The organism is Chimaeribacter sp. YP20170169, assembly GCF_056739715.1.
In genome coordinates, this window is record NZ_CP176824.1 from 192,876 (window position 1) to 206,295 (window position 13,420).

The following is a 13,420-nucleotide window of genomic DNA, read 5'->3' on the forward strand; positions in this document are numbered from 1 at the left end:
TCTCCCGGCTGCGGCAGATCGTGGCCGACCTTTATTAAGTGGTGGCACTACTCACGTGGATGGGAAACGCTATGACTTCACCTTTTAACTACACTTCGCCGACCATCAGTGTCGAAGCGTTGAAACACTCCATTGCCTACAAACTGATGTTCATGATTGGCAAAGACCCCTCAATCGCCAACAAGCACGACTGGCTGAACGCCTCACTCTATGCGGTGCGCGACCGGATGGTGGAGCGCTGGCTGCGCTCCAACCGCGCCCAGCTTTCGCAGGATGTGCGCCAAGTCTACTACCTGTCGATGGAGTTTTTGCTGGGGCGTACCCTCTCCAACGCCCTGCTATCGATGGGCATCTATGACGATCTCAAGCAGGCGCTGAGCGAGATGGGGCTGGATCTGGCGGAGCTGATTGAGGAGGAGAACGACCCCGGCCTCGGCAACGGCGGTCTGGGGCGGCTGGCGGCCTGCTTCCTCGACTCGTTGGCGACCCTCGGCCTGCCGGGGCGCGGCTACGGCATCCGCTATGAGTACGGCATGTTCGCGCAGAAGATTGTCCACGGCCAGCAGGCGGAGTCGCCGGACAACTGGCTGGAGTATGGCAACCCGTGGGAGTTCCCGCGCCACAACACCCGCTACAAAGTGCGCTTCGGCGGCCGCATCCAGCAGGAGGGCACCAAAACCCGCTGGCTGGAGACGGAGGAGATTCTGGCCTGCGCCTACGATCAGGTGATCCCCGGCTTTGACACCGACGCCGCCAACACCCTGCGGCTGTGGGGTGCGCAGGCGAGTAATGAGATCAACCTCGGCAAGTTCAACCAAGGCGACTACTTCGCGGCGGTGGAGGACAAAAACCACTCGGAGAACGTGTCGCGGGTGCTCTACCCAGATGACTCTACCTACTCGGGCCGCGAGCTGCGGCTGCGACAGGAGTACTTTTTGGTCTCCGCCACCGTGCAGGACATCCTCAACCGCCACTGGATGATGCACCAGACCTTCGAGAACCTGGCGGAGAAGATCGCCATCCACCTGAATGACACCCACCCGGTGCTGGCGATCCCGGAGCTGATGCGGCTGCTGATCGACGAGCACAAATTCAGCTGGCAGAAAGCGTGGGAGGTGACCAGCCAGGTCTTCTCCTACACCAACCACACGCTGATGAGCGAGGCGCTGGAGACCTGGCCGGTGGACATGCTCGGCAAGATCCTGCCGCGCCACCTGCAACTGATCTTCGAGATCAATGATAACTTCCTGAAGTTCGTGACCGAACAGTCGCCGGATGATGTCGATCTGCTGGCGCGGGTGTCGATCATTGATGAGGGGCATGGCCGCCGGGTGCGCATGGCGTGGCTGGCGGTGATCGCCAGCCACAAGGTCAACGGCGTGTCGGTGCTGCACTCGGAACTGATGGTGCAGTCGCTGTTCGCGGACTTCGCGCGCCTGTTCCCGGATCGCTTCTGCAACAAAACCAACGGCGTCACGCCGCGCCGCTGGGTAGCGCTGGCCAACCCGTCGCTGGCCTCGGTACTCGATGACAGCATCGGCCAGACCTGGCGCACCGATCTCAGCCAGTTGGCCGAACTGAAACAGAACGCTGACTACCCCAGCTTCTTGCAGGCGTTGCAGAAGGCCAAGCTGGAGAACAAGCGCCGGCTGGCAATCTACATCGCCCGGCAGCTCAACACGGTGGTCAACGCCGCCTCGATGTTTGACGTGCAGATCAAGCGTATCCATGAGTACAAACGCCAGCTGCTCAACGTGCTGCATGTGATCACCCGCTATAACCGCATTCTGGCGGAGCCGGAGAAAGATTGGGTGCCGCGCACGGTGATCTTCGCCGGCAAGGCCGCCTCGGCTTACTACGCCGCGAAGCAGATCATTCGGTTGATCAATGACGTGGCGAAGGTGATCAACAATGATCCGCGCTCACAGGCCAAGCTGAAGGTGGTGTTCATCCCGAACTACAGCGTCAGCCTGGCACAGCTCATCATCCCGGCGGCGGATCTCTCGGAGCAGATTTCACTGGCGGGCACCGAGGCCTCCGGCACCAGCAACATGAAATTTGCCCTGAACGGTGCGCTCACCATCGGCACGCTCGACGGCGCAAACGTCGAGATGCTGGAGCACGTCGGCGAGGAGAATATCTTCATCTTCGGCAACACCACCGAGCAGGTGGAGGAGCTGCGTCGCACCGGCTACAACCCGCACCAGTACTACGAGCAGGATCATGAGCTGCATCAGGTGCTGACGCAGATTGCCACCGGCGTCTTTAGCTCCGAGGAGCCAAAACGCTACAGCAACCTGTTCGACTCGCTGGTCAACCTGGGCGACTACTACCAATTGCTGGCCGACTACCGCAGCTACGTGGACACACAGGACAAGGTGGATGAGCTGTACCAGCAGCCGGAGGAGTGGACGCGCCGCGCCCTGCTGAACATCGCCAACATGGGCTACTTCTCTGCGGATCGTACCATCAAGGAGTACGCCGACGAGATTTGGAACATTAAGCCGATCAAGCTATAACTATCCCAACAAAAAAGGAGAGACCTCGGTCTCTCCCTTTTTTTATCTGCCCGGCTTAGGAGGCCAGTGACAGGCTCTTTTCGGGCGTGGTGTGGCGGGCCAGCCACTCGGCGACGCGCTGCTGCTGCGCCTTGTCCAGCCGCATCCCCATCTTGGTACGGCGCCAGATGGCGTCATCCAGTTCACGCACCCACTCTTTCTCCACCAGATAGCGCAGTTCCGCTTCGGTGAAGTGATGGCCAAAATCTTCGCCCAGATCGGCCAGACTGTTGGCACCGGCCAGAATCAATTCACTGTGGCTGCCGTAGGTGTTGGTCAGGCGGCGCGCCAGCGACTCCGGCAACCAGTTGCGCTCGCGGCGCAGGGCAGCGGCATAGGCGTCACGGTCGTTGCCGATGTCGCCCCCCGGCAGCGAGCCATTTTTGGTCCAGGCCGGGCCAGCTTTCGGGTAGTATTTCGCCAGCTTCTCCAGCGCATGTTCCGCTAGCTTGCGGTAGGTGGTCAGCTTGCCGCCGAACACTGACAGCAGCGGCGTCTGGCCGTTGTCATCCTGCACATCCAGCGTGTAGTCACGGGTGATGGCCTGCGGTGAGTCGGACTCATCATCACACAGCGGGCGCACGCCGGAGTAAGTCCAGACGATGTCCTGACGGGTCAGCTGCTTCTTGAAGTGGGTGTTGTACACCTTCAGCAGGTAATCCTTCTCTTTATCATCGATCTGCACTTTCTTCGGATCACCTTTGTACTCCACGTCGGTGGTGCCGATGATGGAGTAGTCCTCCATCCACGGGATCACAAACACGATACGGTTATCTTCGTTTTGCAGAATGTAGGCCTGCTTCTGGTTGTGCACGCGCGGCACCACAATGTGGCTGCCCTTGATCAGGCGGATGCCATACGGGGACTTCAGCTTCAGGCCATCGTCGAACAGGTTTTTCACCCACGGGCCAGTGGCGTTGACCAGGCCACGCGCGCGGCAGGTAAAGGTTTTGCCGCTCTCGACGTCTTGCGCTTCCACCACCCACAGGCCATTTTCGCGGCGCGCGGAGGTCACTTTGGTGCGGGTACGCACCTCACCGCCACGGCGCTCCACTTCCTGCGCGTTCAAGACCACCAGACGGGCGTCATCCACCCAGCAGTCGGAATATTCGAAACCGCGCGTAATTTCCGGTTTCAGCACCGAGTCCGCGCCAAAGCGCAAGCTTTTGCTCGCCGGTAGGCTGGTGCGTTTGCCCAAATGGTCGTAAAGGAACAGGCCGGTGCGGATCATCCAGGCCGGGCGCAGGTGCGGGCGGTGTGGTAGGCGGAAGCGCATCGGGAAAGCGATGTGCGGGGCCAGTTTCAGCAACACCTCACGCTCCGCCAGCGCCTCACTCACCAGACGGAACTCGTAATGCTCCAGGTAGCGCAACCCGCCGTGGATCAGTTTTGAGCTGGCAGAAGAGGTGGCACAGGCCAAGTCTTGCGCTTCCAGCAGCAGTACGGATAGCCCGCGTCCGGCAGCGTCGGCTGCGATGCCAGCACCGTTGATGCCGCCACCGATCACGATCAAGTCTTTGGTTTCCACGTCATCTTCCTCCAGATGTTCGCAACAGTTCTTTAATGTTCGTTTTCGCTCATAATTGTACTCGGAAACCATCAAATAAGCCAAGACTTAACCAAATAAAAACATTTATGCGTGATGTGGGTAACATTTTTGGCGCAAAAGCGCGGGTTAACCCATTGAGCAGTCAAGGTAATCAGAAAGGCGCAGGTTCGAACCTGCCCCGGCACAGGGCCGGGACAGGGGGAAAAGCCGGGGAAAAATCAGGCGGGAGGACGGATCAGCAGAGTTCGAGCTGCACGTCGTGCTGCTCAATAATCTTCATTACGCTGGCGGGCGGCATCTGGTCGGTGAACAGGTAGTCGATCAGATTCATGTTGCCCAAGTTGACCATCGCGTTGCGGCCAAACTTGGAGTGGTCGGTGACCAGCATTACGCAGCGGGAGTTCTCGATGATCGCGCGCTTGGTGCGCACCTCATGGTAGTCAAACTCCAGTAGCGAGCCATCCATATCAATGCCGCTGATGCCAAGAATGCCGTAATCGAGCCGGAACTGGGAGATAAAGTCGAGCGTCGCCTCGCCAATAATGCCGCCGTCGCGGGTGCGCACCTCGCCACCCGCCAAAATCAGGCGGAAGTCCTCCTTGGCGGTCAGCAGGGTAGCGACGTTCAGGTTGTTGGTCACCACCCGCAGGTTCTTATGGTTGAGCAGGGCATGGGCCACCGCCTCCGGCGTGGTGCCAATATCAATGAACAGGGTGGCGCCATCCGGGATCTGGCTGGCGACCCGTTCGGCGATGCGCGCCTTCTCCGTTGACCACATCACCTTGCGGTCATGGTAGGCGGCATTGACCGAACTGGAGGGCAGGGCCGCCCCGCCGTGGTGGCGCTGGATCTTATTCTGGTCTGCCAGATCGTTCAGATCGCGGCGGATAGTTTGTGGGCTGACGGCGAAGTGCTCCACCAGCTCCTCGGTACTGACATATCCCTGCTGACGCACCATTTCAATAATTGCGTCATGACGCTGCGTTTGCTTCACATTACACCTCTGAAAACATCCGGCCAGGATTAGCGCGGCCCACGCAGGCTGCGTACATCCTTAAGGGCCATCATCAGGCCGAGGATCAACCCGGCAACGTGGGCGGCGTTGGCAATTGCCAAGCCAAAAATATCAAAATAGCCAGCGACCAGCCAAACCAGCGAGAACACCATCAGGCCGCGCGGCAGCGCAATGCCCGCCTTGGGTGCCAGCTCGCCGGTCAGCCAGACATAGCCCATCAGCGCGTAGACCACGCCGGAGAGGCCACCAAAATAGATGCCGCTATAGAGCGACTGCGCCCAGCCACTGAAGAAGGCCGACACCAGCGCGATGGTCGCCAGCTTGCCACTGCCGAAACGCTTCTCCAGCGGCCCGGCCAGATACCACCACCAGAGCAGGTTGAACAGGATATGCAGCGGCGAGAAGTGGAGCAGCGCATGGCTGACCCAGCGCCACAGTTGCCAGTATTGGCTGCTGTCCGCTGGCCAGCCGAGCCAGTTCATCAGGCGGTCGCCGCCCACCACCGGCATCAGCAGGTAGATCAGGATGCTCAGCACCATCACGGAGAGTGTCAGCGGCCCGGCCTGGCTGCGGATGCGCGCCAGATAGCTGTAGCGCGGATAGGAGAGCGTGTGGTTGGACTGGCCAGCGCGCCAGCTTGCCTCCTGGTAACGCGGGTGGAACGGCTCACGCAAAAATGCCGCCAGATGCTGCTCCACCTCCCCCAGCCGTGACTCTTCATTCAGCCACAGTTCAACTTCCTGCCCCTGTGGCCGCATCTCCAGCTTGATGCCCTGCGTGGCCATGTAGTCGATAAATGCCTGCGCCGCCCGCGGGTTGGAGAACGCCATTATTCTTACCATAGTTTATTTACAACCCCTCGCGGCAATGGTTTAACAGATTGATTCCAGGCCATGATTCACCATCAGGCCCCTGGCCTGGCAGAGTATAACTGCCCGCCGTCAGGCTGTATTGTACGCTTTCCACCTTATGCCGTGGCTCACATTTCTATCGTGATGCCAGAAGCACAAGCCATAAAAATATCGTGATCAATGGAGAGCCAGCCACAGGTCGTGTAGCGCTAGCGACCATAGCAGCCAGTTAATTCAGGAGAAAGCGGGCAGGGCAATAAAGGCCAGAGGGAGTGTGTCACCTAAAAACGCCACCGGCCAGACGGTGGCACAAAGGAGCAGGCTGCCGCAGCGCGCGGCAACATAGCGAGGCGTGAGTGATTTGCTTGATGTCCAAAGTCGCCCGCGAACCCATCACCGGTCATCATGTCATGACGCAATATAGAGCGCTGCATTCAGCACGACGAGATGGCCAACAAGTGCCTCGCGAGCGGTGGTCCCAGACGGAAGGCTGGCAGATGCACCGGCTCGAAAACTCCGCCGGGCATACGGCTCCAGACAGAGAGCACCGATCCAGACACGCTACCGGCCATACAGCTGCTTCAGACAAAGGGCATGGCAGAGGCACCGGGCCAAATCAGTTGCCAGAAACACTACCAGCCATGCGGTGGTTCCAGATAGAGGGCATGGAAAACCAGCCCATTCGGGCACCCCACCGGATGGGCGGCGGCTCTAGACAGGGGTTGGCAGATACACCGAGCCAGACACGCTACCAGCCATACAGCTGCTTCAGACAAAGGGCATGGCAGAGGCATCGGGCCAAATCAGTCGCTAGAAACGCCACTGGTAATACGACAGCAAAAGGGGCTGCCGTAAAGGTTGCCGGGCGGTGCGGCACCTGCGGGCGCGGGTGCCGTATACCCAGTTGGCAGGGTTAGCCGTGGCCGGTGTCTACCGCGTCCGGGAAGCTACGCGCCCAGGCTTCAAAACCGCCATCAATGCTGTAGACCGCGTTATAGCCTTGGGTCAGCAGGTACTGCGCGGCATTGCGGCTGCTGATGCCGTGGTAGCACATCACCATGACGGGCGTGGAGGGCGCGGTCTGTTCGATAAACGTGCCCAGATTGGCATTGGTCAAGTGAATAGCACCGGGTGCATGCCCCGTCTCAAAACTTTGCGGATCGCGGATATCCACCAGCACCGCCTCACCCTGATTAAGACGGGTGTGCGCCTGCTCAACGCTGATTGCTTCGAACTGTTCCATACAGCGGATGCCTCTAAAAAGCGAAAAAGGGAACTCACGACCAGTGTACCCAATTTCTTCGCTGCCAAGACCCGCTAAAGGGTAAGGGTAAACAGAAAAGGCCAGCGGGCCGTTATACCAGCATCACCTCAACCTGCTGCGCCCGCAGCTGCTCGACAATGGCCGGTGCCGCGTCACGCCCGGTAATCACGACGCTAATCTGCTCGGTGCGGCTAAACAGCATACCCGCCCGCTGGCCGAGCTTGCTGCTATCGACCAGCACCGCCAGCTTGCCGATGTAGTTCAGCATTTTTTGTTCCGCCATCGCCGTCAACATATCGCTTTTATAGAGGCCGTCCGCCGTCAGGCCGCTGCCGCTGGTAAACATCCAGTGGCCAGCATAGAGGGTGGCGTCCCCCTCTTGCGGTGCCAGCGTGATCGCCTGACTTTTGTTGTACTGCCCGCCCATGATGACCACGCTCTCATGCTCCTGCTCAATCAGGTAGTTAGCCAGCGGCAGGTAGTTGGTGATCACCTGTACCGGCTTGCCACAGATCTCCTGGCCCAGCAGGAACGCCGTGGAGCCGCAGTTGATCACCACACTCTGCTCAGGGCGACAGAGCGCCGCCGCCGCCCTGGCAATCCGCACCTTCTCATCCAGATGCTCCGCCTGATGGATATTCAGCGGCGTCCAGGCCTGCCGGGGGGCAGTGATCGCCTCCGCCCCATTCCGCACTTTGCGCAATTTGCCCAGTTCATTCAGCTTGGTGATGTCACGGCGCGCCGTGGCAGGGGAGATAGAAAATTGCGCGATCACCTCCGCCACTGAGAGCTGTCCCTGACGCTGAAGCAGCCCAAGAATTGCGTTGTGTCGTTGTGCCTCTGTCATGATTGCTCCGCGGGGATAGTGATTATCCGGTGATTATACGCGAGCATCACACGCATGAGTATTCACAATTCGCTGGCCGCCCATGCGCCCGGCACCCTTTCAGCATCACTTACAGGAACGAGGTAAAGGGCAGATCCGGCTCCTGGCTAAAGCAGTCCTCAAACCCGCGCGGGTAGTGGTACTCAAAATTGTCCTTATCCAGCGGCCAGGTGAATTTGCCGCCCACCTGCCAGATATAGGGCTTGAAACCATAACGCAGCCGGTCTTTTTTCATCTCCCACAGCACACGAATCTCCTGTGGGTCTGCCTGGAAGTTGGACCAGATATCATGATGGAACGGCATCACCACCTTGGCATTCAGCGCCTCCGCCATGCGCAGAATGTCTGCACTGGTCATCTTGTCCGTCACACCGCGTGGGTTTTCACCGTAGGAGCCTAGCGCCACATCAATCTGGTGCTCATTGCCATGTTTGGCGTAGTAGTTGGAGTAGTGCGAATCGCCGCTATGGTAGAGCGTGCCGCCCGGCGTTTTGAACAGATAGTTGACGGCACGGGCATCCATGCCATCCGGCAGCACGCCCGCCGCCTTCTGCTCCGCTGGCAGGGTAATCAGTGCCGTACGGTCAAAAGCTTCAAGGGCATGGATCTCCACATCCTTGATCCGCACGACGCTGCCGGGCGTCATTACAATGCAGCGCGCCGCCGGCACCCCCCAGCTGATCCAGAGATCGACACAGGTCTGCGGCCCAATGAAGGGCACCGTGGGATCGCAATTCTGCATCACTGCGGCCGCCACATTCACATCAATGTGATCGTTATGATCGTGCGTGGCGAGCACCGCATCGATCTGGCGGATCGCAAAGGGATCCAGCACAAACGGGGTAGTGCGCAGGTTGGGCTGCAACTTTTTCACCCCCGCCATACGCTGCATCTGGTGACCCTCCTTCATCAGCGGGTTGCGGTGGCTCTGCTTGCCGGTGCCACACCAGAAATCCACGCACAGGTTGGCGCCGCCCTCGGATTTCAGCCAGATCCCGGTACAGCCCAGCCACCACATGGCAAAGGTACCGGGCGCGACCTGCTCCTGCTCGATCTCTTCATTCAGCCAGCTGCCCCACTCCAGGAAGGTACTCAGGATCCAGGACTCGCGGCTGATCGTCATTACTTTACTCATCGCATCACCTCATCAGGTTGGTCAAAGCCTAACAGCACGGTAATCAAATTCAATCATAAAAAGATTGAATCTGATTATTTTGCGAGGAATCTAGCACCGTTTTTTGCCGCTTACAATGCGGCTAACGGCTTTTTTCGCGCCCTCTCCCAGAAAGAGATGATTGATAACTTTAAAAGATAATGCCTCTTTTAACCATGTAAAACAGTTATTTAATGAAGGGTTTTCCTTGGTTTATCAAGGTGGGGCGTGGCAGGGGGAAATGGGTCTTGCGAGCGCGCTCACAAATAATCACAAATGATCTTTTGGTGATGATTGTTGAGCGGTAGAGTGCCCGGACTTTATGTGTGGTCCGCCTCTGGCTGAGAAGGATCGAGCGCTCTGCCAGACAACGAACGTCTACTGAATGCTTTCTCATGGAGAGCTTTATGGAAACCCTCTACACCCTGTTTACAATCTTCTTTAACCAGGTAATGACCAACGCACCGCTGCTGCTGGGGCTGGTTACGCTACTGGGGTATTTACTGCTGCGTAAGAGTGCGGCGGTCATTATCAAAGGCACGCTGAAAACCATCATCGGCTTTATGCTGTTGCAGGCCGGTTCTGGCATCCTGACCAGCACCTTCAAGCCGGTGGTGGCCAAGTTGTCCGAGGTGTATGGCATCAACGGCGCCATCTCCGACACTTATGCCTCCATGATGGCGACCATCGAACGGATGGGCGACGCCTATAGCTGGGTCGGCTATGCCGTGTTGCTGGCACTGGCGCTCAACATCATTTACGTGCTGCTGCGCCGCCTGACCGGCATCCGCACCATCATGCTCACCGGCCACATCATGTTCCAGCAGGCCGGGTTGATTGCGGTGTTCTTCTATATCCTCGGCTACGGCATGTGGACAACCATTCTGTGTACCGCGCTGCTGGTCTCCCTCTACTGGGGTATCACCTCCAACATGATGTACAAACCGACGCAGGAGGTGACCGACGACTGCGGCTTCTCCATCGGGCACCAGCAGCAGTTTGCCGCCTGGCTGGCCTATAAGACAGCGCCCTGGTTGGGCAAAAAAGAGGAGAGCGTGGAGGATCTCAAGTTGCCCGGCTGGCTCAATATCTTCCATGACAACATCGTCTCCACGGCCATTGTGATGACGCTGTTCTTCGGCATCATCCTCTGCTCCTTCGGCCTTGATACGCTGCAAGCGATGGCCGGCAAGACTCACTGGTCCATTTACATCCTGCAAACCGGCCTGATGTTCGCGGTGGCGATTTTCATCATCGTGCAGGGTGTACGCATGTTTGTTGCCGAGTTGACCGAGGCATTCAACGGCATCTCACAGCGGCTGATTCCTGGCGCGGTGCTGGCCATCGACTGCGCCGCCATCTACAGCTTCGCGCCGAACGCGGTGGTGTGGGGCTTTATGTGGGGCACCATCGGGCAGTTGATTGCGGTTGGCATCCTGCTGGCGATCGGCTCCTCCATCATGATCATTCCCGGCTTTATCCCGATGTTTTTCTCCAACGCCACCATTGGCGTGTTTGCCAACCACTTTGGCGGCTGGCGCGCAGCGCTGAAGATCTGTCTGGTGATGGGCATGGTGGAGATATTCGGCTGCGTCTGGGCGGTAAAACTGACCGGCCTCAGTGCCTGGATGGGCATGGCGGACTGGTCAATCCTGGCGCCACCCCTGATGCAGGGCTTGGCCACCGGACTGTGGTTTATGGGCGTTATCGTGCTAATTGCACTGCTTTATATGTTCTTCGCTGGCCGCGCACTGCGCGCCGAGGAGGACGCACAACACAAGGTTACACACTCTTCGGCACATTAAGGAGACACAACGATGACAGTACGCATTCTGGCAGTGTGTGGTAACGGACAGGGTAGCTCCATGATCATGAAGCTCAAGGTTGGGCAGTTCCTGACGCAGCAAGGGGTGAACCATAGCGTCAATAGTTGCGCGGTCGGTGAGTACAAATCGGAGCTGGGCAGCGCGGACATCATCATCGCCTCCACCCACGTGGCGGATGAGATCACCGTCAGCGGCAATAAATATGTGGTGGGGGTTCGCAATATGCTTTCTGCCGAGGACTTTGGGCCGAAGTTGATGGCGGTGATTGGTGAACACTTCCCGGCCGATTTGGTGTGAGGGCGCAACCATGAAACTGCGAGATTCTTTGGCGGAGAACCACTCCATCGCCTTACAGGCGGAAGCGGCCACCTGGCAGGAGGCGGTAAAAATCGGCGTGGATCTGCTGGTGCGCGCCGAGGTGGTAGAGCCGCGCTACTATCAGGCGATTTTGGATGGCGTGGCGCGTTTCGGCCCCTACTTTGTGATTGCCCCCGGACTGGCGATGCCCCACGGCCGGCCGGAGGAGGGGGTGAAGCGCACGGGCTTTGCCTTGGTGACGCTCAAAACGCCGCTGGTGTTCAACCATGAAGAGAATGACCCGGTTGATATCCTGATCACGCTGGCGGCAGTAAATGCCCAAACGCACCAAGAGGTTGGGATTATGCAGGTGGTGAACCTGTTTGAGGATGAGGCCAATTTTGACCGCTTGCGCGCCTGCCGCACCGAAGAGGACGTGCTGGCGCTAATCGATGAAACCTCTGCGGCCGCGGCCGCCCGATAAAGGAGCAGTACCATGACTCATGCTTTACCCCTGTTGCAGGTGGCGCTGGATAACCACTCCCTGAGCGACGCCTACCGTACGACCCGGCTGATTGCCCCAGAGGTCGATATCATTGAGGTCGGCACCATTCTCTGCGTGGCAGAGGGGGTGCGGGCGGTGCGTGACCTGAAGGCCCTCTACCCGGAAAAAATCGTGCTGGCTGACGCCAAAATCGCGGATGCCGGCCAGATTCTGGCGCGCATGTGCTTTGAGGCCCATGCCGACTGGATCACCGTGATCTGCTGCGCTGACATCAATACCGCGAAGGGCGCGCTGGCGGTCGCCAAGGAGTATGGCGGGGATGTGCAGATTGAACTGACGGGCTTCTGGACGTGGGAGCAGGCGGCCGACTGGCGGGACGCCGGCATCCGTCAGGTGGTCTACCACCGTAGCCGCGATGCGCAAGCGGCAGGGGCGGCCTGGAGTGACGCGGACATTAACGCCGTCCGGCGGCTGGCCGATATGGGCTTCAACGTGACCGTCACCGGCGGGCTGGCGCTGGAGGATCTGCCGCTGTTCCAGGGAATCCCGGTGCATGTGTTTATCGCCGGGCGCAGTATCCGGGACGCCGCCGACCCGGTGGCCGCGGCGCGCCAATTTAAACGCACCATCCAGCAGCTTTGGGGGCAGGAGGGGACATGCTGCACCGCGCAGTCCCGCTAGGGATCTATGAAAAGGCGCTGCCGGGCGGAGAAGATTGGCGCGCGCGTCTGCAACTGGCGGCAGAGCTGGGGTTTGATTTCGTTGAGATGTCAGTGGATGAGTCCGATCGCCGACTGGCGCGGCTCTCCTGGACACCGGCGGAGCGGCTGGCGCTGGTAAAAGCCATCGCAGACACCGGCGTGCGGGTGCCCTCTCTCTGCCTGAGCGCGCACCGGCGCTTTCCGCTTGGCGCGGAGCAGGATACGGTACGCAGCCAGGGGCTGGAGATCCTGCAACAAGCGATCCGGCTGGCGCAGGATGTCGGCATCCGGGTGATCCAATTGGCTGGTTATGACGTCTACTACCAGCAGGCGAATGACCACACCCGTGAGCGCTTCCGGGAGGGGCTGGTGCAGGCGGTAGAGTTGGCCAGCCGGGCGCAGGTGACGCTGGCGATGGAGATCATGGACTACCCGTTGATGAACTCTATCAGCAAGGCGTTGGGGTATGCGCACTACCTGAACAACCCTTGGTTCCAGCTCTACCCGGACATTGGCAACCTCTCCGCGTGGGAGCATGACGTGCAGATGGAGCTGGAGGCAGGGGCGGGCCATATCGTCGCCGTGCATGTGAAAGATACCCGGCCAGGGGAGTTCAAGAACGTTCCGTTTGGCGCGGGCGTGGTGGATTTCACCCGCTGTTTTGCCACCCTGCGGGCCAGCGGCTACCGCGGGCCTTACCTGATTGAGATGTGGAGCGAGAGCGCCCCTGACCCAATTGCGGAGGTCAAAGCCGCGCGGCAGTGGGTGTGTGAAAAGATGCGCGCCGCCGGACTGGAGATCGAGAAATGAGTGAA

Annotated in this window: 12 protein-coding genes; 6 read left to right on the forward strand and 6 right to left on the reverse strand. The window is 59.3% G+C overall.

Annotated features, from left to right (window positions below; genetic code table 11):
- Positions 1 to 71 precede the first annotated feature (71 nt).
- Complete coding sequence (gene glgP / locus ACK3SD_RS00815; RefSeq protein WP_481126475.1) at positions 72 to 2,519, forward strand: glycogen phosphorylase; 2,448 nt, start codon at positions 72 to 74, stop codon at positions 2,517 to 2,519.
- Between the two features lie 55 nt (positions 2,520 to 2,574).
- Here the strand turns inward: glgP and glpD are convergent, their stop codons facing one another.
- The 6 genes from glpD to ulaG form a co-directional block, all read right to left on the reverse strand.
- Positions 2,575 to 4,086 (reverse strand): glycerol-3-phosphate dehydrogenase, encoded by a 1,512-nt coding sequence (glpD, locus tag ACK3SD_RS00820; protein WP_481126476.1) that lies wholly within the window; start codon positions 4,084 to 4,086, stop codon positions 2,575 to 2,577.
- 256 nt (positions 4,087 to 4,342) lie between these two features.
- Positions 4,343 to 5,101, reverse strand: a complete 759-nt coding sequence (locus tag ACK3SD_RS00825; RefSeq protein ID WP_137761867.1) for a DeoR/GlpR family transcriptional regulator — start codon at positions 5,099 to 5,101, stop codon at positions 4,343 to 4,345.
- Positions 5,102 to 5,130: 29 nt separating this feature from the next.
- Positions 5,131 to 5,964, reverse strand: coding sequence for a rhomboid family intramembrane serine protease GlpG (gene glpG, locus ACK3SD_RS00830; protein WP_137761868.1), 834 nt, complete (start codon positions 5,962 to 5,964; stop codon positions 5,131 to 5,133).
- Positions 5,965 to 6,886: 922 nt separating this feature from the next.
- Positions 6,887 to 7,216 carry a thiosulfate sulfurtransferase GlpE gene (gene glpE / locus ACK3SD_RS00835; RefSeq protein ID WP_481126477.1) on the reverse strand — a complete coding sequence of 110 codons (330 nt, stop codon included), beginning with the start codon at positions 7,214 to 7,216 and terminating at the stop codon, positions 6,887 to 6,889.
- Positions 7,217 to 7,328: 112 nt separating this feature from the next.
- Positions 7,329 to 8,084, reverse strand: a complete 756-nt coding sequence (gene ulaR, locus ACK3SD_RS00840) for an HTH-type transcriptional regulator UlaR (RefSeq protein ID WP_137761870.1) — start codon at positions 8,082 to 8,084, stop codon at positions 7,329 to 7,331.
- Between the two features lie 109 nt (positions 8,085 to 8,193).
- A complete protein-coding gene (gene ulaG / locus ACK3SD_RS00845) occupies positions 8,194 to 9,258 on the reverse strand; it encodes an L-ascorbate 6-phosphate lactonase (protein ID WP_481126478.1) in 1,065 nt (354 codons plus the stop codon).
- A gap of 425 nt (positions 9,259 to 9,683) precedes the next feature.
- Here ulaG and ulaA point away from each other — a divergent pair, with 425 nt between their 5' ends.
- The 5 genes from ulaA to ACK3SD_RS00870 are packed head-to-tail and all read left to right on the forward strand — an operon-like array spanning position 9,684 to position 13,415.
- The gene (ulaA, locus tag ACK3SD_RS00850) at positions 9,684 to 11,081 is read left to right on the forward strand and encodes a PTS ascorbate transporter subunit IIC (protein ID WP_481126479.1); all 1,398 of its coding nucleotides are present in this window, start codon (positions 9,684 to 9,686) and stop codon (positions 11,079 to 11,081) included.
- A gap of 12 nt (positions 11,082 to 11,093) precedes the next feature.
- Positions 11,094 to 11,399, forward strand: a complete 306-nt coding sequence (gene ulaB, locus ACK3SD_RS00855; RefSeq protein ID WP_481126480.1) for a PTS ascorbate transporter subunit IIB — start codon at positions 11,094 to 11,096, stop codon at positions 11,397 to 11,399.
- Positions 11,400 to 11,409: 10 nt separating this feature from the next.
- Positions 11,410 to 11,883 carry a PTS ascorbate transporter subunit IIA gene (gene ulaC, locus ACK3SD_RS00860; RefSeq protein WP_481126481.1) on the forward strand — a complete coding sequence of 158 codons (474 nt, stop codon included), beginning with the start codon at positions 11,410 to 11,412 and terminating at the stop codon, positions 11,881 to 11,883.
- A gap of 12 nt (positions 11,884 to 11,895) precedes the next feature.
- Positions 11,896 to 12,585, forward strand: a complete 690-nt coding sequence (locus ACK3SD_RS00865; RefSeq protein ID WP_481126482.1) for a 3-keto-L-gulonate-6-phosphate decarboxylase UlaD — start codon at positions 11,896 to 11,898, stop codon at positions 12,583 to 12,585.
- Positions 12,561 to 13,415 carry an L-ribulose-5-phosphate 3-epimerase gene (locus ACK3SD_RS00870; protein WP_481126483.1) on the forward strand — a complete coding sequence of 285 codons (855 nt, stop codon included), beginning with the start codon at positions 12,561 to 12,563 and terminating at the stop codon, positions 13,413 to 13,415. Before ACK3SD_RS00865 ends, ACK3SD_RS00870 begins: the two co-directional genes overlap by 25 nt.
- The last annotated feature ends 5 nt before the right edge of the window (positions 13,416 to 13,420 follow it).